This is a genomic window from Mycolicibacterium setense (genome assembly GCF_000805385.1).
Taxonomy (GTDB): domain Bacteria; phylum Actinomycetota; class Actinomycetes; order Mycobacteriales; family Mycobacteriaceae; genus Mycobacterium; species Mycobacterium setense.
Genome location: NZ_JTJW01000003.1, coordinates 666,918 through 692,544, shown reverse-complemented (window position 1 = coordinate 692,544; position 25,627 = coordinate 666,918). Strand labels below are relative to the sequence as shown.

Genomic DNA, 25,627 nt, shown 5'->3' with positions numbered 1-25,627 from the left:
GGCGCCGGAGTCCCGTCCAGCACCCGGCTTACCGCGCCGGGTACTGAGCCGTCATCTTCCGCAGGTACGGACAGTCCTCGGCCGGATTCTCGTCCGGACAGGTCAGTAGGTGCTCGAGGTGCTCCTTGGCGTTCGCCAGCCGATCCTGTTGCCGTGCAATCTCCTGCAGGCGGTCGCGCACGGCGTCGCGCCAGTCATGGTTACCTGCGGTGACGATGGCCTCGATCTCGTCGAGGCTCATGAGCCCGCTCTCCCGCCACATCTTGATCAGCCCGATCCGGTGGAGTTGCTCCGGGCCGTACAGCCGCCAGCTGGACCGGCGCTGGGCCGGATGGAGCAGGCCGCGCTTCTCCCAGTACCGCAGTGCCGATTCGGCCAGACCGAACCGCCGCGCGGCCGCACCGATGCCGATGAAGTCGTCGTCACTCATGTCACCCACCGCGTTCACGACCTTGATCTGAAGCCGACTTGAAGTGCTCTTGTTAGGTCACCCTAACTAACTGGCCACGAAAAGAAAGGCTCTCCATGAGCAACGAGTACATCGAGACCGTCATCATCGGCGCCGGCCAGCAAGGCTGCGGCGTGGCCGGAGCGCTACAGGAAATCGGGCACGAGGCGATTGTCTTCGAGAAGGGCGAGGTCGGCCAACGCTGGGCACACGAACGGTGGGACAGCCTGCTCGTCGGGAGCGGCAACCGATCGATCCGGCTGCCCGGCTGGGACTACGACGGCGACGATCCGCTCGCCCTGCCGTCGGGGCCGCAGGTGGCCGGCTATCTGCGACGCTATGTGCGGGACCACGACCTGACGGTCCGCGAGCACACCCCGGTACAGGCCGTCGAGAGTCGGTTCGGCGCGCCCGATGACGACGTGCGGTTCAGAACCCGACTACACGACGGCGGGACGGTCGAATCGCGCAACCTCGTCGCGGCGGTCGGCGGCTACGCCCAACCGCGCAAGCCCATCCTGTCCTGCGACATCGATTCGGCCATCCACCAAACACATTCGTCCGACTACCGCAATCCCGACTCGCTTCCGGACGGGTCGGTCCTGGTGGTCGGTGCGGGGATCAGCGGTCAGCAGATCGCCGATGAACTGACAGACGCCGGACGACGGGTCTTCCTGGCCGTGGGACGGCACCGAGCCTGGCCCCGGCACTACCGCGGCCGCACCATCCAAGAATGGATGCACGTGTTCTCGCTGTACGACGACTTCGTCACCGCCGCTGCCGACGACAACTCACGACTCCCCGGATTACCGGTGTGCGGCAACAGGCTTGGCACCGCTGAACTCAATCTCGGCACGTTGGCCGAGAAGGGTGTCGTGCTGGTCGGCTCGGTGCGCGGGGCGCGTGGAAACGTGCTGACGCTGGAAGACAACGTCATCGACATCGCCGAGGAGTCCGCTCTCTCATACCGAGAGGTGATCAACAAGATCGACGCCGGGCTGCGCGACCGCGGCTTCGTCGCCCCCGAGGCCGAAACGGCACCGGCCGTGAATCTCGATGCGATCGCGGGCTTCGACACCCGGCTCGACCTGGTCCCCCACCACATCTCAACCATCGTGTGGTGCACCGGATTCCGCCCTGATTATCGGATCCTTCCCGCTCACGCGCTCGACGAGAACGGGGTGCCGCTCCAGCAGGGCGGCATCCTGGGGCATTGCCCGGTCTGTACTACGCGGGGCTGCCTGACGGTCACTCGCTGGCCCGGGCGGGTCTGGCCGCTGTCGCGGACAACGGACGGTTCATCGCCGGCCAGATCCATATCGATCACGTCATGCGGTCGAGGCCCTCGGCCTCACTGATCGCAGCAGTGTGAGGTATACCGGCGCACCCGTAGAGTTCGAGCCATGAGCGCCAATTCCAAGTGGACCGAGGCCGATGTTCCCGATCAGTCCGGCCGGATCGCGATCGTCACCGGCTCCAACACCGGTCTGGGGTATGAGACCGCCCGTGTGCTCGCCGCCAAGGGGGCGCACGTCGTCGTCGCGGTGCGCAACCTGGACAAGGGCCGTCAGGCCGTCGACCGGATCACGGCCGCGGTGCCGAAGGCCGACCTCAAACTGCAGCAGCTCGATGTGGGCTCGCTGGATTCGGTCCGCACCGTCGCCGACGAGCTCAAGGCCGCCTATCCGCGTATCGACCTGCTGATCAACAACGCCGGGGTGATGTACCCGCCGAAGCAGACCACCGTCGACGGTTTCGAGCTGCAGTTCGGCACCAACCATCTGGGCGCGTTCGCACTGACCGGCCTGCTGCTGGATCACCTGCTCGGAGTCGACGGGTCCCGCGTGGTCGCGGTCGCCAGCGTCGCGCACCGCATCCAGGCCGCCATCCACTTCGACGACCTGCAGTGGGAACGCAGCTACAACCGGGTGGCCGCGTACGGACAGTCCAAACTGTCCAACCTGCTGTTCACCTACGAGCTGCAGCGGCGCCTCGCCGCGAAGAATGCGCCCACCATCGCGGTGGCCGCCCATCCGGGTCTGTCGAACACCGAACTCATGCGCCACATCCCGGGCACCGGGCTGCCCGGCTACAGCCAGCTCGCGAGCCTGTTCACCAACAGCCCCGCAAAGGGCGCGCTCGCCACGCTGCGCGCGGCCACCGATCCAGCCGTGCGCGGCGGTCAGTACTACGGCCCGTCGGGTTTCCGTGAGATGGTCGGACACCCGAAGCTGGTGACCTCCAGCAAGCAGTCGCATGACGAGGACCTGCAGCACCGGCTCTGGACCGTGTCGGAAGAACTCACCGGCGTCAGCTTCCCGGTGTGATCATGCGGACCGTCGAAGAACACCAGAAGATCGTCGCCGGCCTGTTCAAAACCCGTGCATCACAAGATCTTCCACTCAACGACACGCTCGGCCTGGTGCTGGGCGCCGATGTGGTGGCCCCGCTGTCACTACCCGGCTTCGACAACTCCGCGATGGACGGATACGCCGTCGTCGCCGCCGATATTGCAGCGGCCACCGAGGACAGCCCCGTCCGGTTGCCGGTCGCCGAGGACATCCCGGCCGGCCGCACCGACCCGCTGACACTGCGGCCCGGGACGGTGCACCGCATCATGACCGGGGCGCCGCTGCCGTCCGGTGCCACCGCGGTCGTTCCGGTCGAGGCCACCGACGGCGCGACGGACACCGTGACCATCCGGGCGGCCGCGCGCGAGGGCCAGCACGTCCGCCGCGCCGGTGAGGACGTCACCGCGGGCACCACCGTGCTGCGCGCCGGTCAGGTGATCACCCCGGCCGCCCTCGGACTGGCCGCGGCGCTGGGGCTGGCCACGCTGCCTGTGTTGCCGCCGCAGCGCGTCATGGTGATGTCCACCGGCACGGAGCTGGTGGCGCCGGGCACCGAGCTGCAGCCTGGGCAGATCTACGAGTCGAATGCGGTGATGCTGGCCGCCGCGGTCCGCGACGCCGGCGCGCAGGCCACCATCGCGCCGATGTCCGCCGACGACGTCGATGCCTTCCGCGCCGCGCTGGCCCAACACACCCGCTCCAACGACTCCGTAGATCTGATCATCACCACCGGCGGGGTCAGCGCAGGCGCGTATGAGGTGGTCAAGGATTCACTGTCTGATCAGGTGGAGTTCGTGAAGGTGGCGATGCAGCCCGGAATGCCCCAGGGTGCCGGCACCGTCAACGGGGTCCCGATCATCACGTTGCCCGGCAACCCGGTCAGTGCGCTGGTTTCGTTCGAGGTGTTCGTCCGCTCGCCGCTGCGTGCCGCGATGGGCCACGCCGAGCCGGACCGGCCGCGGCGCACCGCACAGCTGACCGAGGATGTGACCTCGCCGCGCGGAAAGCGGCAGTTCCGCCGGGGCGTACTGACCGGGGACACGGTGAGCAGCTACGGTCCTCCGGCCTCACACCACCTGCGCTGGCTCGCCTCGGCGAACTGTCTGTTGGAGATCGCCGAGGACATCACCGAACTCAAGGCGGGGTCGACGGTTCCCGTCTGGGACCTGACCTAGCTATTCCGACGCCCTGCGCACGTAGAATCCTCCCGATGGCCAGACGCCCCGACCTCCAGTCCGGACCAGAACGCCTTGCGGCGCTGGTGCGATCCAGTGTTCCGCCGATGCATTCGGCGGGCCTACCGTTCGTCGGCGCGAGCCTCGCCGTGGCGGCCCTCGGCCGTAAGCACCGCTGGGTGCGGCGGGCCGGCCTGTTGGCCGCCGGGGCGAACGCGGCGTTCTTCCGCCACCCACCGCGGGTGGCGCCGACCCGGCCCGGCGTGGTCGTCGCCCCCGCCGACGGGCTGGTGTGCCTGATCGAGGAGGCCGTGCCCCCGGCCGAGCTGGGCCTACCCGACGTCCCGCTGCCGCGGGTGAGCATCTTCCTGTCGATCCTCGACGCCCACGTGCAACGGGCTCCGATCGCCGGTGACGTGGTGGCCGTCCAGCACCGCCCCGGGCGCTTCCATTCGGCCGAGCTCGAGGCCGCGAGCGAGGACAACGAGCGCAACAGCGTCGTCATCCGCACGCCCGACGGCACCGAGGTCATCGCCGTGCAGATCGCCGGGCTCGTCGCCCGGCGCATCGTGTGCAACGCGCACGTCGGCGACAAACTCGCGATCGGTGAGACCTACGGTCTGATCCGGTTCGGTTCCCGGCTGGACACCTACCTCCCCGCCGGTTCGAAACTGCTCGTCAGCCGGGGCCAGCGAACGCTGGCCGGCGAAACCGTCCTGGCGGAGCTGCCATGATCAAGCCGCGTGTGAGGCCCCCATCGTTGATCAAGGGCCGCATGAAGCCGCCGCCGTTCACGGTGCGGATGCTGCCGAGCGCGATGACGGTGGCCGCCATCTGCCTGGGTTTGTCGGCCGTGAAGATGGCGCTCGACGGCCGGCCCACCGAGTCGATGGCGTTCTTGGCGGTTGCCGCGATCCTCGACGCGCTCGACGGCCGGGTGGCCCGCATGCTCAACGCGACCTCCAAGATGGGCGAGGAGATCGACTCGCTGGCCGATGCGGTGAATTTCGGTGTTGCACCGGCTTTCATCGTTTACGGCACGCTGCTGTCGAACTCGCGCATCGGGTGGATCGTGGTGCTGCTGTACGCGGTGTGCATCGTGTTGCGGCTCGCCCGATTCAACGCACTGCTCGACGTGGATCAGCCGGCGTATGAGAAGGAGTACTTCGTCGGGATGCCCGCGCCGGCCGGCGCCATCGGTGCGATCGGCTTGCTGGCCGCCAAGATGCAGTTCGGCGAGGGCTGGTGGACCACCGAGTGGGCGGTGTCGATCTGGATGATCGGCGTCTCGCTTCTGGTGGTCAGCCGGATCCCGATGCGCAAGATCCACACGTTCTCGGTGTCGCCGAACATGGTGGCGCCCTTGCTGGCACTGGTCGCCATCGGTGTCGCCGCGTCGGTGTTCTACGGCTACATCGTGATCATGGTGATCATCGTGGCCTACGTGATCCACATCCCGTTCGCGGTACGAACCAAGAAGTGGGTGGCCAGCCACCCAGAGTCCTGGGATGCCAAGCCGCAGCAGCGGCGCGCCGCTCGCCGTGCGACGCGCCGAGCGCAACCGCACCGGCGGTCGATGGCCCGACTCGGGCTGCGGAAGCCGGGGCGCTGACATGTCGGAGCTCGAGGTCGGCGAGGATCACGCGCTCGGGCATCTGCGCCTGACGGCACGGCTGAACACTTCGGCGCTCGACTCCCGGCGTGGGGTGGTCCGGCTGCATCCGGAAGCCATCGCGGCGCTTGGGCTCCGCGAGTGGGATGCGGTCGCGCTGACCGGTTCCCGCACCACAGCCGCCGTCGTCGGCATTGCGCCCAGCGGCACCCCGACCGGAACCGCACTGCTCGACGATGTCACGTTGTCCAATGCCGGGGTGCGCGAGACCGCCACGGTGATCGTCGCGCCGGTGACGGTGTACGGAGCCCGCGCGGTCACCGTGACCGGGTCCAGGCTGGCGACCGATTCGATTTCGTCGGCGACGCTGCGCCAGGCACTGCTGGGCAAGGTGATGACGGTCGGCGACACGGTGTCACTGCTGCCCCGCGATCTGGGGCCCGGCACGTCCACATCGGCGGCCACCTCGGCGTTGGCGTCGTCGGTGGGCATCACCTGGACCTCGGAGCTGCTGACGGTCACCGGGGTCGATCCGGCGGGACCCGTGAGCATTCAACCGAATTCGGTGGTGTCCTGGGGATCGGCGCTCGAGCCGAGCACATCCGAGTCCACCGGTGCCCATACGATCAGCCCCGCGCGTACCGAACCGGCGGTCAGCTTCGACGATCTCAAAGGCTCCCACGTCCAGGCCGGCAAGCTCACCGAATGGCTCAAGCTGTCGCTCGACGAGCCCGAGCTTCTCGAAACCCTGGGCGCCACACCCCATCTCGGTGTCTTGGTGACGGGTCCCGCCGGGGCCGGCAAGGCCACCATGGTGCGCACGGTCTGCGCCGAGCGACGGTTGGTGGAACTCGACGGGCCCGAGGTGGGTGCGCTTGCCGCCGACGATCGGTTGAGCCGGGTGTCCAGCGCGGTGTCCACCGTGCGCGACGGCGGCGGCGTGCTGCTGATCTCCGACGTCGACGCTCTGTTGCCTGCCGCCACCGACCGGCCTCCCGATCCGGTTGCGGCCCTGATCATCTCCGAGTTGCGGGATGCCGTGGCCACCCGCGGGGCGGCCTTCATCGCGACCTCGGCAGTACCCGTCGGGGTGGATCCCCGATTGCGAGCGCCCGATCTGTGCGACCGGGAACTCGCTCTGACCCTGCCCGATGCTGCCACCCGCAAGTCACTGCTGGGGGTGCTGCTGCGCGGCGTGCCGACGGCCGAGCTGGATTTGGGTCAGATCGCGGACCGCACACCGGGTTTCGTGGTCGCCGATCTGGCTGCCCTGGTGCGTGAAGGCGCACTGCGGGCAGCGTCCCGGGCCAGCGCCGACGGCAATGAGCCGGTGCTGTGGCAAGAGGACCTGACCGGTGCGCTGACAGTGATCCGTCCGCTTTCGAGGTCGGCGGCCGAGGAGGTGTCGGTCGGCTCGATCACCCTCGATGACGTCGGCGACATGGTCCAGACCAAACAGGCCCTCACCGAGGCGGTGTTGTGGCCGCTGGAGCATCCCGACACGTTCGAGCGGCTCGGGGTGCAGCCGCCGCGTGGTGTGCTGCTGTACGGCCCGCCCGGCTGCGGTAAGACCTTCGTGGTGCGGGCACTGGCCAGTTCCGGACGGCTCTCGGTGCATGCCGTCAAAGGTGCTGAGCTGATGGACAAGTGGGTCGGCTCATCCGAGAAGGCGGTGCGCGAGCTGTTCGCCCGCGCGCGTGATTCGGCACCGTCGCTGGTGTTCCTCGACGAGATCGACGCGCTGGCCCCGCGACGCGGGCAGAGCTTCGATTCCGGCGTGACCGACCGGGTGGTGGCCGCCCTGCTGACCGAACTCGACGGCATAGAACCGATGCGCGACGTCGTCGTGCTGGGGGCCACGAACCGCCCTGATCTCATCGACCCCGCGCTGCTGCGGCCGGGCCGGCTGGAGCGGCTGGTGTTCGTCGAACCCCCCGATGCCGAGGCGCGCCGCGAAATCCTGCGTACCTCAGGCAAATCCATTCCATTGGCCGCTGATGTCGACCTCGACTCCCTGGCTACTGAGTTGGATGGCTACAGCGCGGCCGATTGCGTGGCCCTGTTGCGCGAAGCGGCGTTGACGGCGATGCGCCGGTCCATCGACGCGGCCGACGTCACCGCTGCTGATGTGGCGAAAGCCCGTGACACCGTGCGGCCGTCACTGGACGCGGCGCAGGTGGAATCCTTGCGGGAGTTCGCCGCGGGACGGTGACGCTGTCGACCTGAGCGTCGTCGTCACCGGCACGCGCGTGGCCGCTCCCTTGCTGGGTCCGGCGCTCCCGGTTACGCGGCACATCCGTCGCGAGGTTTCACCGCGGTCCCGTATGCACCAGCAGCCACGGCGGCGGAAGGGGTACTCGACCTGCCCGGCTATGCGCGACAATCGAGCGACAATCGCCTCCTGAACCACTTGAATACCACTGGCCCCGCACCCCGCAACCTCATCTGCCACTTCGGATAACGGGCACCCCGACAGAATCACCAGTCCAGTGCCCGACTACGAGCGACACTGTCGCTGAAGGTGGGCACGCCGAAATCTGTGGCACACGAGGCAAAACGGTGTCCACGCGATGGAAGTAAACACCGCGCTCGTGACCAAAGGTGCCACCATGACGCGTGTGGCGATAGTCGCTCGATTGTCGCGCACAGGCGGGCACAACGGCACGTGCTTGCCGAGCCGTGACCACCGAGACAAATGCGACTTTGACTACTCGGCGATCGATGCCAGTCGATCGATCGATCCCTGCAGCTTGTCCGCGGTGGTCGCCCGCGCGCGCACCAACCGCTTCTCGTCGTTCAACTGCGTCCAGTCGTAGGTGTGGGTGACGAGGGTTCGATTGTCCCCCAACGGTTCCAGCTCCCAACGCCACAAGTGACCAGGCGGTTCCTTGCCGACTTCCGATGGCCGCCAAGCGATCCGCCGGCCTTCCTCGAACTCAACGATCCGGTTCTCACGGTCTCCGCCCTGGCTGATCGTCATGACGAAGACGTCCCCGACCGCACGAACCCGCTGCCCCGACGCAGCCTCTGCCAGATTCTCATTGCCATCCCACCGAGGCTGCTGTGAAGGGTCGGCGATCAACTCGAAGATGACCTCCGCTGGTGCGGCGATCTCCCGACTGGCTGCGACAACCCTTGAGACTTCGGCCGTATCATCCATGGGCCAGACGATACCCACAGAACTGCGGGCACACATGAGGGGCTAAATGGAAAACTTCAGCAGGCGATTTGGCATCACGCTCAACCTCATTCTTGCGGTGGTATGCGGCATCTGGGCATTTATCGCGATCAAACATTCGGCCTTCGTCACCGCAGTGATCGCGGTTGGGCTTCTTGCCACCTGGTTGTTTGTAGCCACCCAGTTGGCGGCATCGAAAAATGCGGCGATCGATGCGAAACTCAACGAATCGGGCACGGTATTACGCCCGGATAGTCGCGTAGAGGCGAGTCAGCGGAGATCTAACGCCGCCCTAGCACTATCTGGCTTATCGATGGTGATCGCATGGATGTCTGGCTGGCTCTACCTACCGCTACCCGAGGGAGTCGCCCAAGTCTTCCCCATCGCCTTCGGCGCCACCGGATTGGTTGCCGGATGGTTCTGGTTCGTATTCAAGCGGCAAGGGGGTACCAGCTACATGCTGCTCACTGCCGAGAAGTTCAAGTTTGTCAATCTTGGTTGTTTGCACTCTGGACAGTGGGACGACATCGCCTCAGTGACAGACAAGCTCCCCACGGAGGAACGCTTCTGGACCCCCATGGTGATCACCATGAAGGATGGTTCGGTACTGGCGATGGACTCGCCGGGCAGCTACACCCCGAAAGGCACTGCCCTCATCGAGTTGATGCGGTTCTACTGGCGCCACCCTGAAAAACGCGACGAGCTCACCGACGGACGCGCGCTCGACCGGATCCACGCGATGCAGGCAGGTGGGAGTCCAAACGCCAAGCGCTGATCGGACCAGGTGTCGTGCTCGATGCACAATTTGGTGCGTTCCAGGGCACAGTCGCGGTGTTAGGGTCTTCCGAGCTAACCCGTGATCACGGCGTTGGGGCACAGTCCACGGCGCCATCAGCGAAACGGAACACCTCATGGGCACCTTGAATATCGTGAATGCGGTCTACATGGGTGGTAACTACCTTGGGGGCGCCGCTGACCACGTCGCCGGGGCGAGTTCCAGCGTTCCGTGGGCGATGGCTGGCATTGCCAGCGACTTCACCGGAATGATGCAAACTCTCGCGTCAGTCGGTCCGGCCAAGTATGCCGCTGCCGCAAGTACGCCGATCATCAACGGCGGCCTGATCATGCTGACAATCGCCAGCAATACGCTGGGTTTTGGCAGGCCGGAGGACGGCGAACGATTCGGCCGAGGTGCCGATCAATTCGACGTCGCCCATCAGACACTTGGCACCGCTGCACCACCGCCTGACTGGCAGGGCGATGCATCGGATGCTTACGGTGCGCGGACTACCGAACAGCAAGACCGTGCGAACAATATGGCAAGTTACGACCGTGCGATTCAAGCGGTGCTCTTCACAGAGGCCGACCAGGTCCAAAAAGCACGCGACTTTGTATCGAAACGCCAGACGGCGCTCGCCCTATGCATTCCAGCAGCAATCGCAATGAAGTTCTGGGGACCTGGCGGACCAGCAATATCCTTAGCTTTCGAAGCTGCCTCAGTAATGGCGACCGTGCCGTTCGCGATGGACCGAGTGGAGAACACGGTCCACGAAGGCAAAGCGAATGCAGCTCAGATAGACAAGATTACCCACGACTACGATGCATTGACATCTACCGCCGAAATCCCCGGCGGCGGCTTCGGCCCGGCGCCGCAGTGATTTCCTTCCCTCGTCCCGACACAAGTAAGGCACCGCGATGACACAGCCTGCCCTGAAAGTCTCCGACGACATCCGCTTGAAATCGGTGCCTCAAGAGGAAGCCGCGTCTCAGATCGAGAAGGCGAAATCCGCGCCCGACGGGGCGTCGGCCCATGTCTTCCAGAGCCATGGCCTTGTCTGCTATGCGACAGCGATGGCGCTGCAATCGGCAGAAGCATCTCGCCGCGAAGCGGCCGGGAAGATGCATCTGATCTCGACCGACCTGGCCGTGAAGCTCAGGCAGGCTGCCACCGACTACACCACTACCGATCAGCATGAGGGCGCCAACCTCGACGGCCAGATGCCCCCGCGTTGAGCGGGCCAACCGCTAATCCCTGAGCCAACTCGCGCCGCAACACTCCTGCAGCGCACTGTGACGAACATGCACTCTGTTGCGATGAAATGCCGAAATCAGCCCAACAGACTGCACATTCGCCACAGTGTCCGGCACACCACATTCCCAACCCCCACGACCAATTCACCCAACCGTCAACAACTTCCGCACAGCCTCGGCCAGGTCCTCCTCCATCCAGGCCGGCAGCTCAGCGGAGTTGGCGTGGCGGCGCACCGCGGCATAGGGCAGGTCGACGACGGCACGCGCCATGGCATCCATCGAGCGGGGATCGTCATCGCCGAATATCGCCCGGGCCAACTCGCGTAGCCGCTCCACCAGCGGGGCGTTCATCGCGGCGAGCGTCGCGGTGAATTCTGCATCGGGCGCGCCGTCGAGCAGGTCGCGCGGCCGGATGGTCAACAACAGGCGGGCATCCTCGGGAACCGAACGCGCGAAGTCCACGGCCGCCACCCCCATCGCCACCGCCGCCTCGACCGGGCTCTCGCCACTCGCCGCCATCGCGCGGGATTGAAACCGCTCCAACGCCCGCAGCCAGGCCGCGGTCAATACGCCATTGCGGTTGCCGAACCGGTGATACAACGTGCCCGCCGGAGCCCCGCTGACCTTGGCGATTGCCGCAACGCTTGCGGCCCTTGGCCCTTCGGCAAGCACCAGCGCCCGCGTCGCATCCAAGATCGCATCGGTTTCATGCTTCCGCGGCGGTGCCATGATCTAGTACAGTCCTTCTATATGGAACGTTTACCCTATATCGATGAGCATGCCACAACCGTCGACGCCGACGCCGCTACGACATGGGCCGCCGTACTACGCGCGATGTGCGGTGACCCCGCCGAGCCTCGCGCCCCGTTCGGCTTCGCAATCGGCGAGTGCACGCCGCGTCAACGCCTGGTCCTCAAGGGCCGTCACCCGTTCTCGATCTACGAGTGGGTCTTTGAACTGGATGACCTGGGCCCGCACCGCACCCGGGTGCGGTCACAGAGCTGGGCCGCGTTCCCCGGCCTCCACGGCAAGATCTACCGCGCCCTGGTGATCAGCTCGGGAGCCCACAAGGTTGCGGTCCGCCAGACGCTCAAACGCATTGCGGGACAATTGCGCCCACGCCCGGACGTGCTGGCGTGAGCCTGAATTGGGGCGCCACGGCGAGTGAATGTGCCGCCAAACTGCCATGCGACGCGCTCGCATCCGACGCCGCGATATCAGCGGACCGGGCCATCAGCATCGACGCCCCACCGGCCACCGTGTTCGCCTGGCTGTGCCAGCTTCGAGTTGCGCCGTACAGCTACGACCTGCTCGACAACATCGGCCGGCGCAGCCCACGCACACGGGATCCAGAACTCACGCGGCTCGAGATCGGCCAACGCTTCATGGAGATGTTCACCCTGCGCTCGTTCGTCGAGGATGAGCACGTGACGTTGCAGTCCGGGAGGGTCGCGGTCACCTACGCGGTGCGGGCCCAGACCGGAGAGAGCACACGGTTACACGTGCGAGTCCGGTTCGCGGGCCCGCGGATCATCGGCTGGGCGCTGGCACTCGGCGATGTGGTGATGATGCGCAAACAGCTGCTCACTTTGCGCGAGCTGGCGGAGAAGGAAGCGGCCACGACAGCATCTTGACGGTGGCAAGTTCAAGTGGGAAGGTGTAACTAGTCACCGACTAGATTCACGGGAGTTGAGATGGCCGACACCGCCCTACCCACCGTAGAAACTGCGCGCGCCGGGGACCGGGAGCGTGAGCGGACCGCCAATGACCTCGGCCAGGCCCTCAGCCAGGGCTATCTGACCATGCCCGAATACGAGGATCGGCTGCAGTCGGCCTTCCAAGCGCAGACCACCGGCGAGCTACGCCAACTGACAGCCGATCTCCCCGTCAACAGACTCCGGCGTAACGATCCCCGACGCCACGCCGCCCAACAGCGCGCTGCCCGGTTGAGCGTCCGGATCCATCTGGCCGCCTACCTCGCCGGGTCGCTGCTCATGCTCGGCATCTGGCTGGCCGTCGGGCTCGGCGGTGGCGGCTGGTACTTCTGGCCGGTCTGGCCGATCATGGGTTGGGGTATCGGCGTGGCCTCACATGCCATTCCGGTGTTGGCTCACGGTGCGACGCGCCCGGCGCGGATCGGATGACGCGATCAGTTTGAGGGTGTGTCCGCCCTGAAGCTGTTTCTCGGCCCGGTCTTGGTGCCACCCCCATCAGAACCTTTCTGGCTGCCAAGAGATTTCGATCCGGTCGCGCGCCGCGGCTCTGCACGCTGATCGGAGCCACAACGGCCCACGTAGAATGGGTAACCAAAGCCCGAAAGCCATATAAGGCTGACACCCCGACCCCAACCCGATCGGAGTGCCATGCTCGCCGTTCTGCTCGCCCACGCGGTCGCGACCGCGCTGGCGCCACTTCTGGTGGCCAAATGGGGGCGGATGGCGTTCTATCCTCTCGCGCTGGTGCCCCTGGGTTCCCTGGGCTGGGTCGCGGCGAACTGGCCCGACGCCGAGCACGTGCCCACCCTGAACATCCCGTGGGTCGACGAACTGTCGATGGACATCACGCTGCGGTTCGACTCCCTCGCAGCGATCATGAGTGTGCTGGTGCTAGCCATCGGGGCGCTCGTCCTCTTCTACTGCGCCGAGTACTTCCATCACCACGACGGAAAGATCGAGAAACGGCTACCCAGCTTCGCCGCCGAGCTGGTGGCGTTCTCCGGTGCCATGTTCGGCCTGGTCGTCAGCGACAACATGCTGGTTCTGTACATCTTCTGGGAAACCACGACGGTGTTGTCGTTCCTGCTGGTCGGCCACTACGCCGAGCGGGCCACCAGCCGCCGGGCCGCCACCCAGGCACTACTGGTGACCACCTTCGGCGGCCTGGCCATGCTGGTCGGCATCGTCGTGCTGGGCAACCTGGCCGGCACCTACCTGCTCTCCGAATTGATCGCCGCGCCTCCTACCGGGACGGCGGCCGCCGTCGGGGTGGCCCTGATCCTCGTCGGCGCCCTGTCCAAGTCGGCCATCGTGCCGCTGCACTTCTGGCTGCCGGGTGCGATGGCCGCCCCCACCCCGGTGAGCGCTTACCTGCATGCCGCGGCCATGGTGAAGGCCGGCGTCTACCTGGTGGCACGGATGACGCCCGGATTTGCCGACACGTCGTTCTGGCGGCCCATGGTGGTGGGCCTCGGCCTGGCGACCATGATGTTGGCCGGATGGCGCGCGGTCCGTGAGTACGACCTGAAACTGATCCTGGCGTTCGGCACGGTCAGCCAGCTGGGTCTGATCACCGTGATGGTCGGCGCCGGCGGCAGCGACATGATGCTGGCCGGGCTGGCCATGCTATGTGCGCATGCGATGTTCAAGGCGGCATTGTTCATGGTGGTCGGCGTGATCGACCATGCCACCGGCACGCGCGACATCCGTCGGCTTGCGGGGCTGGGCCGGCGGCATCGACCGCTTCTCGTCATCGCGATCGGCGCCACCGCCAGCATGGCCGCCCTCCCGCCGTTCTTCGGTTTCGTGGCCAAGGAAGCCGACCTGGAGACCGTGGCGCACAGTCCTGCGCTTGGTGTCGCGGCGCCATATGTACTGGCCTGCATCGTGATCGGCTCGGTGTTCACCACCATCTACAGCCTGCGGTTCATGTGGGGAGCCTTCGCCGGCAAAGGGTTGCCGGATCCCAGCCCGCGGGTGGCCGAAATGCACCGTCCCCCAACGACTTTCCTGGTCGCACCGGCGATCTTGGCAGCGGCCGGTCTGCTGTTCGGCCTGTGGCCGGCCGGGTTGGACTCGGTGCTCGACGAGTATGCCGACACGATGCCCGGCGGATCCGGCTATCACCTGGCGTTGTGGCACGGGCTGGGCCTGCCGTTGCTGTTGTCGGCGTTGGTCCTGGTGGTGGGTACCGTGGCATTCCTGGTCCGTCGCCGCTTGCCGCGGACGCGCTTCGCCTATCAACCGCTGGGCAACGCCGACCGCATGTACGACGCCACCATCCGTGGGCTGGACGTACTTTCGCTGCGCTTGACCGGCTCGACCCAGCGTGGCTCACTACCCGCCACGCAGTCGGTGATCCTGTGCACGTTGGTGGCGCTGCCGATTGCGACGCTGGCGCTGGGAATGCGGGACCGGCCCGTTTTCGCGTTGTGGGACACGCCGCTGCAGGTGGTGGTCGGGTTGTTGATGCTGGCCGCCGCGATCGGGGCGATCGTGATGCGCAACCGCCTGGCCGCGGTGCTGCTGGTCGGCGTGACGGGTTACGGGTGCGGCGCCATCTTCGCCTTCCACGGCGCGCCCGATCTGGCGCTGACCCAATTCCTGGTCGAGACACTGGTTTTGGTGATCTTCGTGCTGGTGCTGCGGATTCTGCCGGCCGAGGCCGATGCCACCAACATCGCGCGCAACCGCGTGCCGCGAATCCTGTTGGCCCTGACTGTGGGCGCCGCTGTCACCACACTGGCCGTGTATGCGATGGCCGCACGCACCGGCGCGGGCATCGCGGAGCTGCTCCCGGATGCCGCGTACTACCGCGGCCAGGGCGCCAACACCGTCAACGTGCTGCTGGTCGACATCCGAGCCTGGGACACCATGGGCGAGATCATGGTGCTGCTGGTGGCCGCGACCGGCGTCGCCTCGCTGGTGTTCCGGCACCGCCGGTTCGGCGCCGCCCCGCGGGTCAGTACGGCCGCCGGGCAACCCGACATCGGGCCGGTCGGTGCCTACAGCCCGGCCATCGGTGACGTGACGTGGTTGCGGGGTTCGGAGATGCGCGATCCGCGGCACCGGTCACTGGTTCTGGAAGTCGCGACGCGGGTGATCTTCCCGCTCATCATGGTGCTGTCCATCTACTTCTTCTTCGCCGGGCACAACACACCCGGCGGAGGTTTCGCGGGCGGGCTCACCGCCGGTCTGGCGTTGGTGCTGCGGTATCTGGCCGGCGGCCGTTACGAACTGGGTGAGACCCTGCCGCTGGATGCGGGCAAGATCCTCGGCACGGGGTTGGGATTGTCGGCCGGCACGGCCGTCGCCTCGATCCTGCTGGGTGCGCCCGCGCTGTCGTCGGCGGTGTTGCAGTTCGACCTTCCGGTGTTCGGTCACGTCAAACTGGTGACCGCACTGTTCTTCGACCTCGGTGTGTATCTCATCGTGGTCGGCCTGGTACTCGATGTGCTGCGCAGCCTCGGCGCGCGGGTGGACGTGGAGACGGCCACGGTTTCCCCGACGTCGAAGGCGGTGGCGCGATGACGACCTTCCTGATTCCGCTGATCATCATCGGCGGCCTGACCAGCGCCGGGGTATATCTGCTGCTCGAGCGCAATCTGACCCGAATGTTGTTGGGGCTGTTGCTGATCGGCAATGCGGTCAACCTGCTGATCCTCACCGTCGGCGGTGCGGGTGGCAATCCGCCGATCCGCGGGCGTACCAGCAACGGCGCCACCACCACGGCTGATCCACTGGCGCAGGGCATGATCCTGACGGCCATCGTCATCAGCATGGGCATCGCGGCTTTCGTGCTGGCCCTGGCCTACCGGTCCTACCGGCTGACGACGGTCGAAGAGGTCAGCAACGATCCCGAGGACACCCGCGTCTCGCAGCAGGCCGGCGCCGACGATCTCGAGTCCGGCTCCGCCGACGGCATCCCCCAGCCCGATGCCAGCCGCGACACCGACGCACCCGACGAACTCGACGCGCTACCGGGATTCGAGGGTTCCAAATGACGGCCCAGGCGTTGATCCCGCTGCCGGTGCTGATTCCGGCGCTCGCTGCCGCGGCGACCCTCGTCGCCGGACGCCGGCCGCGGCTGCAGCGGTTGATCACCCAGATCGCCCTGGTGGCCGTCGTCGCGGTGTGCGCGGCGCTGGTGTACCTGGCCGATCGCGACGGCACGCTGGTGCTGCATGTCGGAGGTTGGGGGCAGAGCGTGCCGGGGATGGGCCCGCTGGGCATCACCCTGGTGGTCGACCGGCTCTCGGCCATGATGCTTTTGGTGTCCTCGATCGTGCTGCTGGCGGTCGTCGCCTACGCCATCGGGCAGGGTATCCGCGACGGCGACGAACGCCAGCCGGTGTCGATCTTCATGCCCACCTACCTGGTGCTCTCGGCCGGAGTGTGCACGGCGTTCCTGGCCGGGGACCTGTTCAACCTGTTCGTGGGTTTCGAGGTGCTGCTGTCGGCGAGCTTCGTCTTGCTGACCATCGGCGCCAGCGAGGAGCGGGTCCGGGCCGGCATCTCCTACGTGATGGTCTCGATGGTGTCGTCGCTGATCTTCCTGATCGGCATCGCACTGGTCTACGCGGCCACCGGAACACTGAACCTGGCCGAGTTGGCCGTGCGCCTCGACGACGTTCCCGCCGGTACCCGCAACGCGCTGTTCTCGGTGCTGCTGGTGGCGTTCGGCATCAAGGCCGCGGTGTTCCCGCTGTCGACGTGGTTGCCCGACTCCTATCCGACGGCCCCGGCTCCGGTCACCGCGGTGTTCGCCGGGTTGCTGACGAAAGTCGGTGTGTACGCGATCATCCGGGCTCACGCGTTGTTGTTCCCCGGCGGCAGCCTGGATTCGGTGCTGCTGGTGGCAGGGCTGCTCACGATGGTGATCGGCATCCTGGGTGCCATCGCGCAGAGCGACATCAAGCGGCTGCTGTCGTTTACCTTGGTCAGCCACATCGGCTACATGGTGTTCGGCGTCGCGCTGGGCAATCAGCTGGGCATGTCGGGTGCGATCTATTACGTCGCCCACCACATCGTGGTGCAGACGACGCTGTTCCTCGTGGTCGGGCTGATCGAGCGCCAGGCGGGCGCGTCCACGCTGAACCGGCTCGGCGGCCTGGCCGCCGCCAGCCCGGTACTGGCCTTCGTGTTCGTCGTCCCCGCACTCAATCTGGGTGGTATCCCGCCGTTCTCGGGCTTCATCGGGAAGGTGGCGCTGATGGAGGCGGGGGCCGCGAACGGGTCGGCGCTGGCTTGGACGCTGGTCGCCGGCGGCGTCGTCACCAGCCTGTTGACCCTGTATGTGGTGGCCAGGGTGTGGACCAAGGCGTTCTGGCGGGCCCGGGCCGACGCCCCCGAAGGACATCTGTCCGCAGCGGCACCGGCTGTGTTGCTCGACGACGCCGAGGACATCGAGTTCGCCGATCGTGACAGCGTGGGACGCATGCCGGTCGGCATGTTGGTGCCGACCGCCGCGCTGATCGCGGTGGGGTTGATACTGACGATCGCGGCCGGCCCGATCTTCGGCTACGCCGAACGCTCGGCGGCCGAGGTGCTCGACCGTGGCGAGTACGTCTCGGCGGTGCTGGGAGGACCGGCCTGATGAGCGATTCGGCGGACAAGAGGCCGCAGCTGAGGCACACGGCGCTGCGGATCTGGCTGCTGTGCTTCCTGATGATGGTCTGGGTGCTGCTGTGGGGCCACATCTCGGTCGCCAACATGGCCAGCGGCCTCGTGGTTGCGGTGGTCATCACCGTCCTGTTGCCGCTGCCCTCAGTGCCGGTCGAAGGCAAACTCCACCTGCTGTCGCTGCTGAAACTTGTTGTGCTGGTGGGTTATTACCTGGTGCTCTCGTCGTTTCAGGTGGCCTGGATGGCGATCCGGCCGGGTCCCCCGCCGCTGGTCGCAGTGCTGCGTGCCCACCTGGACCTGAAATCTGACCTGGTGCTGGCGCTCGCGGTGAACATCTTCAACCTGATCCCCGGCTCGATCGTGCTGGAGATCGACCAGTCCCGCCGGATTCTCTACATTCACCTCATCGACGTCGGCTCGGACAGCACGGTGCAGCGGTTCTACCGTCAGGTCGAGCAGGTCGAACGGCTGCTGGTGGCGGCGTTCGAGCGGGACAGCGATTGGCAACCGTCGGCCGAGCGGGAGGCGGGAAACACATGACCACCGTATGGATCATCGCCGCGGTCATGTTGACCGCGGCAGCCTCGATCACCATGTTCCGCGTGCTGGCCGGGCCGAGCACGTTGGACCGCCTGGTTGCGCTGGACACCCTGATCGCGTTGACGATGTGCGGCATCGGCACGTGGGCGGCGTTCAGCCTCGACGCCACGGTCACCTACAGCCTGACCGCGCTGGCGTTGATCAGCTTCGTCGGCTCGGTGAGTGTGGCCCGCTTCCGTGTTCCCGACACCGATGACCCGCGGCCGCGGTCACGCCGGGGGCAGCGATGAACGTGCTCGACATCATCACCGCCGTACTGGTTCTCAGTGGGTCGACGCTGGCGTTGACGGCCGCGATCGGCGTTGTACGTTTTCCCGACACGCTGTCCCGCATGCACGCGGCCACCAAGCCACAGGTGCTCGGTCTGCTGCTGGTGCTGGCGGGCGCGGCGATACGGCTGCGCGGTCACGCCGATGTCGGCATGGTGATCCTCACGGGGCTGTTCACCTTGATCACCGCACCGGTGGTGGCCAACCGGGTCGGACAACTGGCCTATCGGGAGCAGACCATCCGCGACGATCTGCTGACCCGCGACGAGATGGCCGAGTTCGGGCAGACTGAGGACGATGGCCAGAACTGACGACGACAGCTGGGAAATCACCGAGAGCGTGGGCGAAACCGCACTCGGGGTGGCACTGGCTCGCGCCAACGAGACCGCCTCGGATTCCCCGTTGTTCACCGACCCGTGTGCGCAGCTGTTTCTGGACGCCGCGGCCGCGCGGGGCTGGCGTCCGCCCACCGGCGCGATGGCCCAGCGGATTCGCACCATCGGCAATTACGCCGCATCACGGACCAAGTGGTTCGACGAGTTCTTCGTAGCCGCTGGCGCAGCGGGTATCCGCCAGTCGGTGATCCTGGCGGCCGGGCTCGACGCCCGCGCCTGGCGGTTGCCGTGGATCCACGACAGCGTGGTGTTCGAGATCGACCAACCGCAGGTGCTGCAGTTCAAGGAGGAGGTCCTCGCGGCCCACCGGATTGCCCCGAAGGCCCGGCACGTGACGGTCGGCGTCGACCTGCGCCAGGACTGGCCGAAGGCATTGCGGGACGCGGGTTTCGACCCCACCGAGCCGACGGCGTGGTCGGTCGAAGGCCTGCTGCCCTACCTTCCCGCCGAGGCGCAGGACCTCCTCTTCGAGCGCATCACCGAACTGTCGGCACGGGACAGCCGAATCGCGGTCGAGGCGTTCGGTGAAGGCTTCTTCTCCGAGGAGAACCTGACCCGACGCCGTGAGCAGATCGCCCAGATGCGCGAGGAGGCGGCCGAGTCCGGGGACGACATGCCCGATCCGGAGGCACTCTGGTTCATCGAGGACCGCGCCGATGTCGCCGAGTGGCTGAGCGAACGTTGTTGGGAGGTGGCGGCGCTGCCTGCCGATGATCTGATGGCGCGCTACCACCGCTCAATACCCGCAGACATCACCGGCGGCACCATGCCGACCGAGTTCGTCGAGGGTGTTCTGACCGAAACTGCCGGTCATATGTAGGGTGCGGGTCCCTGTGGCGAACCTGTAGTTTCTCGAGGTGAATCGACGAATCTGCCGCAAAAGCCTGCAGATTCGCCACAGTGTCTTCGTTTGGCAACCCCACGAGTCGCCCGTAATCGGCTGGGCACCGAGGATGTTGCACCCGAGTACGCACCTGCACCGGTTTGGCGTTCGCGCCAGTAACGCTGTGGCGGTGGAATCGCGAAATCTCCACCACAGCGTTACTCGCGCGAACATCGGAAATGAGGTGGACGATTAGTTTCGCCGTGGCCCCACGCTGGCGGGAAGAGTCTGTGAGAAATCCACGGAGAACCAATCACGGGGCACAGTTACTGAACGCAGTGAGCGTGATGGCATCGATGAGCAGCAATTTCATTGCCGCATGGCTCACTACTCCGAGAGCTGGAATTCCACGATGGCGGTGACGTTGTCCACGGCCTCGCTGAGGACCTCGACGCGGGCCGCCTCGGACGGGGCCTCCAGCAGCGAGTAGCGGTCCGCCTGTCCGATGGGCAGCCGAGCGGCCAAGGCGTACAAGCGGTTCTCCGGATCCACTCCGGCGGACTCCACGATCTCGCGGCTGCGGATCGGTGTGCCTCGGGCCTCGCCGATCCGGTCGAGCAGGGCCACCATCCGGTCTTCGACATCGCTGATGCGGGCCGGGTCCGCCGGCCCGTCGGCGTCGTCGGGCCACAGTTCGATCTCGGCACGTGGATACGGGTCGTCGTCGAGCCAGCGCTGCACCCGGATCCGCTCACCCATCACACACAGCAGCCGGTACTTTCCGACACCGAGTTCTTGGCAGTCCACGATCTTGGCCAGCGCCCCGACGTCGCACCGCCGGTCACCACCGCCCACCTCGCGGCCGGCCGAGATCAGCACCACTCCGAAAGACGGCTCCGGCATGGCCATACAGTCGCTGACCATGGCGACATAGCGCGGTTCGAAGATCCGCAGCGGTAGTTCCTGGCCGGGCAGCATCGCCACTTCGAGAGGAAACATCGGTGAGACCGTCATTCGGCCAGGATCGTCCTCGCCTCCGGTTCAGTCAATCAACGGCAGGCGCCGGCGCGGGTTACAGCCGAAGTTCGCCGACCAGGGCGTCGACGACCTCGCGGAGGTCGCCGTCGCTTTCCTCGGCCACCCGGCGCTGCCGTTGATACGAGCCGCCGCCGTGGTAGATGTCGGTCACCGCGGCGAGCTCGTCGGAGCAACCGAGTGATTTGGCCACCGGCTCAAGGTGATTCAGCAATTCGTCGAGGTCTTCGGTGACCAACCGCTCATTGCTGTCGGCATCGAGGATGATCACGGCGTCCAGGCCGTAGCGGGCCGCCCGCCACTTGTTCTCCTGCACGTGCCACGGCGGCATGGTGGGCAACTGCTCGCCTGCGTCGAGGCGGCGGTCCAGATCGACGATCAGGCAGTGGGTCAGCGCGACGAGCGCACCGAGCTCGCGCACGTTCGACACCCCGTCGAAGATCCGAACCTCGACGGTGCCAAGGTGCGGCGAGGGCCTGATGTCCCAACGAATCTCGTTGAGATGATCGATGATGCCGGTCTTCTTCTGATCGTGGACGAAGCCCTCGAATTCGGGCCAGGTCTGGAATTGGAACGGCAGGCCGGCGGTGGGCAACTGCTGGAACATCATCGCCCGGTTGCTCGCGTATCCGGTGTCCTCACCGTCCCAGAACGGTGACGACGCCGACAGCGCCAGCAGGTGCGGGTACTGGTTGAGCAGCGAGGAGATGATCGGCATCACCTTGTGCGCCGAAGAGATGCCGACGTGCACGTGCACGCCCCAGATCAGCATCTGCCGACCCCACCACTGGGTGCGTTTGATCAGCTCGGCATACCGCGGCGCGTCGGTCAGCTGCTGCGCCGACCATTTCGCGAACGGGTGGGTGCCCGCGCAGAACAGTTCCATGCCGCGTTCGTGCACGATCTTGCGCACGGGGCCGAGGGTGCCGCGCAGGTCGTCCATCGCCTCGCCGGTGTTCTCGCAGATTCCGGTGACGATCTCGATGGTGTTGCGCAGCAACTCCTTGTGCACGTGCGGGGTCTCGCCGACCTCGGCGATCACCTCGGCGGCGCCGTTGCTCAGATCACGAGTGTCGGCGTCGACGAGAGCGAACTCCCATTCGACGCCGACAGTGGGCCGGGGCGACCCGGCGAAATCGATACGGCTGTCAGCCGGCGCCGATAACACCGCACGCCACCCGACTTCCGGCATCGCCGGTCGCCAAGGTCGCCTGATCGGGACCGGGTGCGCCGCCGACGACCTGCTGGTACTTCTCCGGCGGGATGTTGGCGAAGTTGTCGGCCTTCTCGTGGATGACGATCGCTGTCTTGGCGCCGCCCAGCAGATCCTCGGCGGTGAAGGCGTCGGTGGTGGTCACGAGCTTGCCCGAGCCGTCAGCCCGGACCTGCAGCGAGCTCAGGTCACCGCTGGAGGGATGGCCGCTGTGCCCGGACACCTGGAAATGGCCTCCGGCGGAGTTGAAGTCGCCGGGCGCACCGCCGGTCGGTGCCACGGAGTTGGCCTCACACTTGCCGACCGAGTGGATGTGCAGGCCGTGGAATCCCGGAGCCAGCTTGCCCGGCGCCGTGGTCTCGACGGTGACGGTGGCGAAGCCATCGGCGAACTGGAAGTCGGCGGTTGCCACGGACGTCCCGTCGGCAGTCTTCAGCTCTGCTGTGAGGGTCTCTCCGCCGCTCGTGGCCGGTGCACCGTGCCCGCCGCCCTGCTCACCGGGAGCAGCCGAGGGCGAAGGCGATCCGGTCCAGATCGCCGGGGTGGTGCCGGGCGTGTCGGACGGCACCTGTCCGGGCGGACTGCAGGCGCTCATTGCGACAACGGGGGCAGCGAACAGAATGGCAACACTGACGGACTTCAGCATGGCCCAAAGCCTAGCCGGTGACTACCACGATCACGCCCGGTGGTTGCTCGAGAAGTTCCGGGCGTCGGGGCTCGACGGGTGCCTGGATCGCCTTGCCCACGGCTTCGGCGGCTTCCTTCTCACCCGAGGTCTCACCGAAGAACACCGTGGTACCGGCGACGCCTTCCAGTGTCAGGTTGCCGGTCTCGGTGACGTTCCAGCGCGCCTCACGCAGCCGGTTGGCCGTGGTCTCGGCCGCGCCGGCGACATCGGAGATGTTGTACACGCGCACGTCGGCCTTGGCCTCTGATGCGGGTGCGGCCTTTGCCGATGTCTTCGTGGTGGTCGTGGCGGTCGTGGTGGCCACAGGCGACGACTGGTCCGAAGAGTCGTCGTCGGAGCCGAGCGCCTGGAACCCGACCAGCAGGAACACGACCCCCAGGAACAGCAGCACCATGACCATGGCGCGCAGGGGTAGCCCGGAGGAGTCTCGCTGATTCATCGCCACCACTGTATCGAGCGAACCGCCCGATCCCTCATTGCGTGACCTTTAGGTAGTGATATCGAAGCCGAGCCGCCGCGCGGCCCGCGCCTTCTGACGGCTCGCCCGCATCCGGCGCAGCCGCTTGACCAGCATCGGATCGGCCGCCAACGCCTCGGGGCGGTCGACCAGGGCGTTGAGCACCTGGTAGTACCGCGTGGCCGACATCGAGAACAGCTCTTTGATCGCGTCTTCCTTGCTGCCGGCGTACTTCCACCATTGGCGTTCGAAGGCCAAAATATCGTGCTCGCGCCGGGTGAGCCCATCGCTCAGTTCAGAGTCGTCCCCGGATTGCTCAGTCCGCGCCATGGCGCCGTCCATATTGCTCCCTGGACCCTTCCGACACTTGAGAAATGACATCGCTGTGGTTCGGCGCTTATTCAACCACGGCTTGCTGGCTCGCCGTGACACATAAACCCGCGAGTCGGGTGAGAAGGCTTGCCCACTTAAGCTTTCCCCATGGCTGTCGTACCGATCTGCATCGTCGGAGATCCCGTTCTGCACACCCCGACCGAGCCGGTGCCGGTCGGCCCGGACGGGTCACTCCCGGCAGACCTGCCCGAACTCATCCAGTCCATGTTCGACACCATGGACGCCGCCAACGGGGTTGGCTTGGCCGCCAACCAGATCGGCGTGGCCAAGCGGTTGTTCGTCTACGACTGCGCCCCGACGCGCGGCCAGACCACACGCCGCCGCGGAGTCGTCATCAACCCGGTGCTGGAGACCTCCGAGGTTCCCGAGACGATGCCGGACCCCGACGACGACGAGGAAGGCTGCCTGTCCGTGCCTGGCGAGAATTTCCCGACCGGCCGGGCCGACTGGGCGCGCGTCACCGGGCTCGACGCCGACGGTTCACCGGTCGTTCTCGAGGGCACCGACTTGTTTGCCCGGATGCTGCAGCACGAGACCGGGCACCTCGACGGTTTCCTCTACATCGATCGGCTCGTGGGCCGGTATGCCCGGGCCGCCAAGAAGACCGTCAAGCGCAACGGCTGGGGTGTTCCCGGCCTGTCCTGGATGCCGGGCGAGGTTCCCGACCCGTTCGGTCACTGATGTCAGGCACCGATGTCTGAGCTGCCCGCGCTCGGGTCCCGGGTCAGCCTTCGTTACCGGCTGCCTGCCGGGTCTGCCAAGCCACTGACCGACGTCATCGGTCACCTGGAGCGCCTGGAGCCGACGCTGCTGCTGCGCACCAAGGCCGGCGACCTCGTCGACATCGATCCCGCCGACGTCGTCAGCGTCCGCGAGCTGTCGCACGCCCCGGTGCGGGCTTCGGAGGTCCGCACGCTGGAACACGCGGCGGCGCTGGCCTGGCCGGGCGTGGAGCACCAATGGCTGGGCGGCTGGCTGCTGCGCGCCGGGCACGGAGTCACCAGTCGCGCCAATTCAGCCATCCCACTCGATGTTTCGGCTCAGATCGCCGATCTGTCGGCGGTACTCGACTGGTATCGCGCACGTGACCTGCCGGCCTGGCTGGCCCTGCCCGAGCGGCTGCTGCCGGTACGCACTCCCGGAATCAAGCCGGCCCGAGTGATGGTGCGCGAGCTGCCTCCTGCGCCCCTGCCCGCCGCACCGCCCACTGTCACGCTGGCGCAGCAACCGGACGCCCAATGGCTGCGGATCTACGAGCGCGAGGTGCCTGTCGACGTTCTGACCGCCGTGGTGGACGGGACGCTCACCTTCGCGACGGTGCCCGATCGCGCGGTCGGCCGCGGCGCTGTGACCAGGGCCCCCGACGGCACGGCCTGGCTGGGCATCTCGTCGGTCCGCGTCTCCCCCACCCATCGCGGGCAGGGCCATGCCCGGGCGGTGTGCGAGGCACTGCTGACCTGGGGTGTCGAGGCCGGCGCCGGCCGGGCGTACGTCCAGGTGGAGGTCGACAACCACGCGGCCGTCGCGCTGTACACGTCACTGGGATTCCGGCTGCACCACCAAACCCGCTATGTCGCGGCCGAGGACGTGCTCGGTTCGCGCTGACCGTAACCTCTAAC

Annotated in this window: 29 protein-coding genes; 21 read left to right on the top strand and 8 right to left on the bottom strand. The window is 66.7% G+C overall.

All coding sequences use genetic code 11. The features are described 5' to 3' along the window. Window positions 1–28 precede the first annotated feature (28 nt). A complete protein-coding gene (locus QQ25_RS04745; RefSeq protein ID WP_039377808.1) occupies window positions 29–430 on the bottom strand; it encodes a MerR family transcriptional regulator in 402 nt (133 codons plus the stop codon). Window positions 431–525: 95 nt separating this feature from the next. Between QQ25_RS04745 and QQ25_RS04740 the strand changes: the two genes are divergently transcribed. The 6 genes from QQ25_RS04740 to QQ25_RS04715 are packed head-to-tail and all read left to right on the top strand — an operon-like array spanning window position 526 to window position 7,798. After that, a complete protein-coding gene (locus QQ25_RS04740) occupies window positions 526–1,806 on the top strand; it encodes a flavin-containing monooxygenase (protein ID WP_234711840.1) in 1,281 nt (426 codons plus the stop codon). Window positions 1,807–1,851: 45 nt separating this feature from the next. Next, the gene (locus tag QQ25_RS04735) at window positions 1,852–2,775 is read left to right on the top strand and encodes an SDR family NAD(P)-dependent oxidoreductase (RefSeq protein WP_039377510.1); all 924 of its coding nucleotides are present in this window, start codon (window positions 1,852–1,854) and stop codon (window positions 2,773–2,775) included. A gap of 2 nt (window positions 2,776–2,777) precedes the next feature. Continuing rightward, window positions 2,778–3,974: a molybdopterin molybdotransferase MoeA gene (gene moeA, locus QQ25_RS04730; protein WP_039377807.1), complete on the top strand. Its 1,197-nt coding sequence runs from the start codon at window positions 2,778–2,780 to the stop codon at window positions 3,972–3,974. Between the two features lie 35 nt (window positions 3,975–4,009). Then, on the top strand, window positions 4,010–4,708 hold the full coding sequence (locus QQ25_RS04725; protein WP_039314271.1) for a phosphatidylserine decarboxylase: 699 nt from the start codon (window positions 4,010–4,012) through the stop codon (window positions 4,706–4,708). Continuing rightward, complete coding sequence (gene pssA / locus QQ25_RS04720) at window positions 4,705–5,586, top strand: CDP-diacylglycerol--serine O-phosphatidyltransferase (RefSeq protein ID WP_039314268.1); 882 nt, start codon at window positions 4,705–4,707, stop codon at window positions 5,584–5,586. Before QQ25_RS04725 ends, pssA begins: the two co-directional genes overlap by 4 nt. A 1-nt stretch (window position 5,587) precedes the next feature. Next, window positions 5,588–7,798 carry an AAA family ATPase gene (locus QQ25_RS04715; RefSeq protein ID WP_039377509.1) on the top strand — a complete coding sequence of 737 codons (2,211 nt, stop codon included), beginning with the start codon at window positions 5,588–5,590 and terminating at the stop codon, window positions 7,796–7,798. Window positions 7,799–8,293: 495 nt separating this feature from the next. Here the strand turns inward: QQ25_RS04715 and QQ25_RS04710 are convergent, their stop codons facing one another. Further along, window positions 8,294–8,746 (bottom strand): SRPBCC family protein, encoded by a 453-nt coding sequence (locus tag QQ25_RS04710; protein WP_039377508.1) that lies wholly within the window; start codon window positions 8,744–8,746, stop codon window positions 8,294–8,296. Window positions 8,747–8,792: 46 nt separating this feature from the next. Here QQ25_RS04710 and QQ25_RS04705 point away from each other — a divergent pair, with 46 nt between their 5' ends. The 3 genes from QQ25_RS04705 (at window position 8,793) to QQ25_RS31275 (ending at window position 10,777) form a co-directional block, all read left to right on the top strand. After that, on the top strand, window positions 8,793–9,539 hold the full coding sequence (locus QQ25_RS04705) for a hypothetical protein (RefSeq protein ID WP_039377507.1): 747 nt from the start codon (window positions 8,793–8,795) through the stop codon (window positions 9,537–9,539). Between the two features lie 136 nt (window positions 9,540–9,675). Beyond that, window positions 9,676–10,422, top strand: coding sequence for an EspA/EspE family type VII secretion system effector (locus QQ25_RS04700; protein ID WP_052235617.1), 747 nt, complete (start codon window positions 9,676–9,678; stop codon window positions 10,420–10,422). 37 nt (window positions 10,423–10,459) lie between these two features. Next, the gene (locus tag QQ25_RS31275) at window positions 10,460–10,777 is read left to right on the top strand and encodes an ESX-1 secretion-associated protein (RefSeq protein WP_052235616.1); all 318 of its coding nucleotides are present in this window, start codon (window positions 10,460–10,462) and stop codon (window positions 10,775–10,777) included. A 162-nt stretch (window positions 10,778–10,939) separates the two neighbouring features. Here the strand turns inward: QQ25_RS31275 and QQ25_RS04695 are convergent, their stop codons facing one another. Beyond that, window positions 10,940–11,524, bottom strand: a complete 585-nt coding sequence (locus tag QQ25_RS04695; RefSeq protein WP_039377505.1) for a TetR/AcrR family transcriptional regulator — start codon at window positions 11,522–11,524, stop codon at window positions 10,940–10,942. A gap of 21 nt (window positions 11,525–11,545) precedes the next feature. Between QQ25_RS04695 and QQ25_RS04690 the strand changes: the two genes are divergently transcribed. From QQ25_RS04690 to QQ25_RS04645, 10 genes are all read left to right on the top strand, one after another. Continuing rightward, on the top strand, window positions 11,546–11,935 hold the full coding sequence (locus tag QQ25_RS04690; protein ID WP_039314254.1) for a hypothetical protein: 390 nt from the start codon (window positions 11,546–11,548) through the stop codon (window positions 11,933–11,935). Beyond that, window positions 11,932–12,429, top strand: coding sequence for a hypothetical protein (locus QQ25_RS04685; RefSeq protein WP_039377504.1), 498 nt, complete (start codon window positions 11,932–11,934; stop codon window positions 12,427–12,429). Before QQ25_RS04690 ends, QQ25_RS04685 begins: the two co-directional genes overlap by 4 nt. Window positions 12,430–12,489: 60 nt before the next feature. After that, window positions 12,490–12,939 (top strand): DUF1707 domain-containing protein, encoded by a 450-nt coding sequence (locus tag QQ25_RS04680; protein WP_039314248.1) that lies wholly within the window; start codon window positions 12,490–12,492, stop codon window positions 12,937–12,939. A 219-nt stretch (window positions 12,940–13,158) separates the two neighbouring features. Further along, window positions 13,159–16,041, top strand: a complete 2,883-nt coding sequence (locus QQ25_RS04675; protein WP_039377502.1) for a Na+/H+ antiporter subunit A — start codon at window positions 13,159–13,161, stop codon at window positions 16,039–16,041. Continuing rightward, on the top strand, window positions 16,038–16,514 hold the full coding sequence (locus QQ25_RS04670) for a Na(+)/H(+) antiporter subunit C (protein ID WP_039377501.1): 477 nt from the start codon (window positions 16,038–16,040) through the stop codon (window positions 16,512–16,514). Before QQ25_RS04675 ends, QQ25_RS04670 begins: the two co-directional genes overlap by 4 nt. Then, window positions 16,511–18,106, top strand: coding sequence for a Na+/H+ antiporter subunit D (locus tag QQ25_RS04665; RefSeq protein WP_039314240.1), 1,596 nt, complete (start codon window positions 16,511–16,513; stop codon window positions 18,104–18,106). Before QQ25_RS04670 ends, QQ25_RS04665 begins: the two co-directional genes overlap by 4 nt. Beyond that, entirely contained in the window at window positions 18,106–18,675 is a 570-nt protein-coding gene (locus QQ25_RS04660) for a Na+/H+ antiporter subunit E (RefSeq protein WP_082017407.1), read from the top strand. Before QQ25_RS04665 ends, QQ25_RS04660 begins: the two co-directional genes overlap by 1 nt. Continuing rightward, window positions 18,672–18,965 (top strand): monovalent cation/H+ antiporter complex subunit F, encoded by a 294-nt coding sequence (locus QQ25_RS04655; protein ID WP_039377500.1) that lies wholly within the window; start codon window positions 18,672–18,674, stop codon window positions 18,963–18,965. The genes QQ25_RS04660 and QQ25_RS04655 overlap by 4 nt, the downstream gene beginning before the upstream one ends. Further along, window positions 18,962–19,315: a monovalent cation/H(+) antiporter subunit G gene (mnhG, locus tag QQ25_RS04650; protein ID WP_039314234.1), complete on the top strand. Its 354-nt coding sequence runs from the start codon at window positions 18,962–18,964 to the stop codon at window positions 19,313–19,315. Before QQ25_RS04655 ends, mnhG begins: the two co-directional genes overlap by 4 nt. Continuing rightward, entirely contained in the window at window positions 19,302–20,219 is a 918-nt protein-coding gene (locus tag QQ25_RS04645; RefSeq protein WP_039377499.1) for an SAM-dependent methyltransferase, read from the top strand. The genes mnhG and QQ25_RS04645 overlap by 14 nt, the downstream gene beginning before the upstream one ends. Before the next feature lie 390 nt (window positions 20,220–20,609). On the opposite strand, the gene QQ25_RS04640 is transcribed toward QQ25_RS04645, so the two are convergent. Genes QQ25_RS04640 through QQ25_RS04620 form a run of 5 tightly spaced genes read right to left on the bottom strand, consistent with a single transcriptional unit; the run spans window position 20,610 to window position 23,957 of the window. Next, window positions 20,610–21,236, bottom strand: coding sequence for an LON peptidase substrate-binding domain-containing protein (locus QQ25_RS04640; RefSeq protein WP_039314228.1), 627 nt, complete (start codon window positions 21,234–21,236; stop codon window positions 20,610–20,612). Between the two features lie 58 nt (window positions 21,237–21,294). After that, entirely contained in the window at window positions 21,295–22,425 is a 1,131-nt protein-coding gene (locus tag QQ25_RS04635; RefSeq protein WP_039377803.1) for a glutamate--cysteine ligase, read from the bottom strand. After that, a complete protein-coding gene (gene sodC, locus QQ25_RS04630; protein ID WP_039314224.1) occupies window positions 22,406–23,116 on the bottom strand; it encodes a superoxide dismutase[Cu-Zn] in 711 nt (236 codons plus the stop codon). Before sodC ends, QQ25_RS04635 begins: the two co-directional genes overlap by 20 nt. A 10-nt stretch (window positions 23,117–23,126) precedes the next feature. Then, on the bottom strand, window positions 23,127–23,597 hold the full coding sequence (locus QQ25_RS04625; protein WP_198530758.1) for a LytR C-terminal domain-containing protein: 471 nt from the start codon (window positions 23,595–23,597) through the stop codon (window positions 23,127–23,129). Between the two features lie 48 nt (window positions 23,598–23,645). Further along, the gene (locus QQ25_RS04620) at window positions 23,646–23,957 is read right to left on the bottom strand and encodes a nucleoid-associated protein NapA (RefSeq protein WP_039314219.1); all 312 of its coding nucleotides are present in this window, start codon (window positions 23,955–23,957) and stop codon (window positions 23,646–23,648) included. A 138-nt stretch (window positions 23,958–24,095) separates the two neighbouring features. Here QQ25_RS04620 and QQ25_RS04615 point away from each other — a divergent pair, with 138 nt between their 5' ends. Together QQ25_RS04615 and QQ25_RS04610 are read left to right on the top strand one after the other, a co-directional pair. After that, entirely contained in the window at window positions 24,096–24,689 is a 594-nt protein-coding gene (locus QQ25_RS04615) for a peptide deformylase (RefSeq protein WP_039314216.1), read from the top strand. A gap of 12 nt (window positions 24,690–24,701) precedes the next feature. Beyond that, a complete protein-coding gene (locus QQ25_RS04610; protein WP_039314213.1) occupies window positions 24,702–25,613 on the top strand; it encodes an N-acetylglutamate synthase, CG3035 family in 912 nt (303 codons plus the stop codon). The last annotated feature ends 14 nt before the right edge of the window (window positions 25,614–25,627 follow it).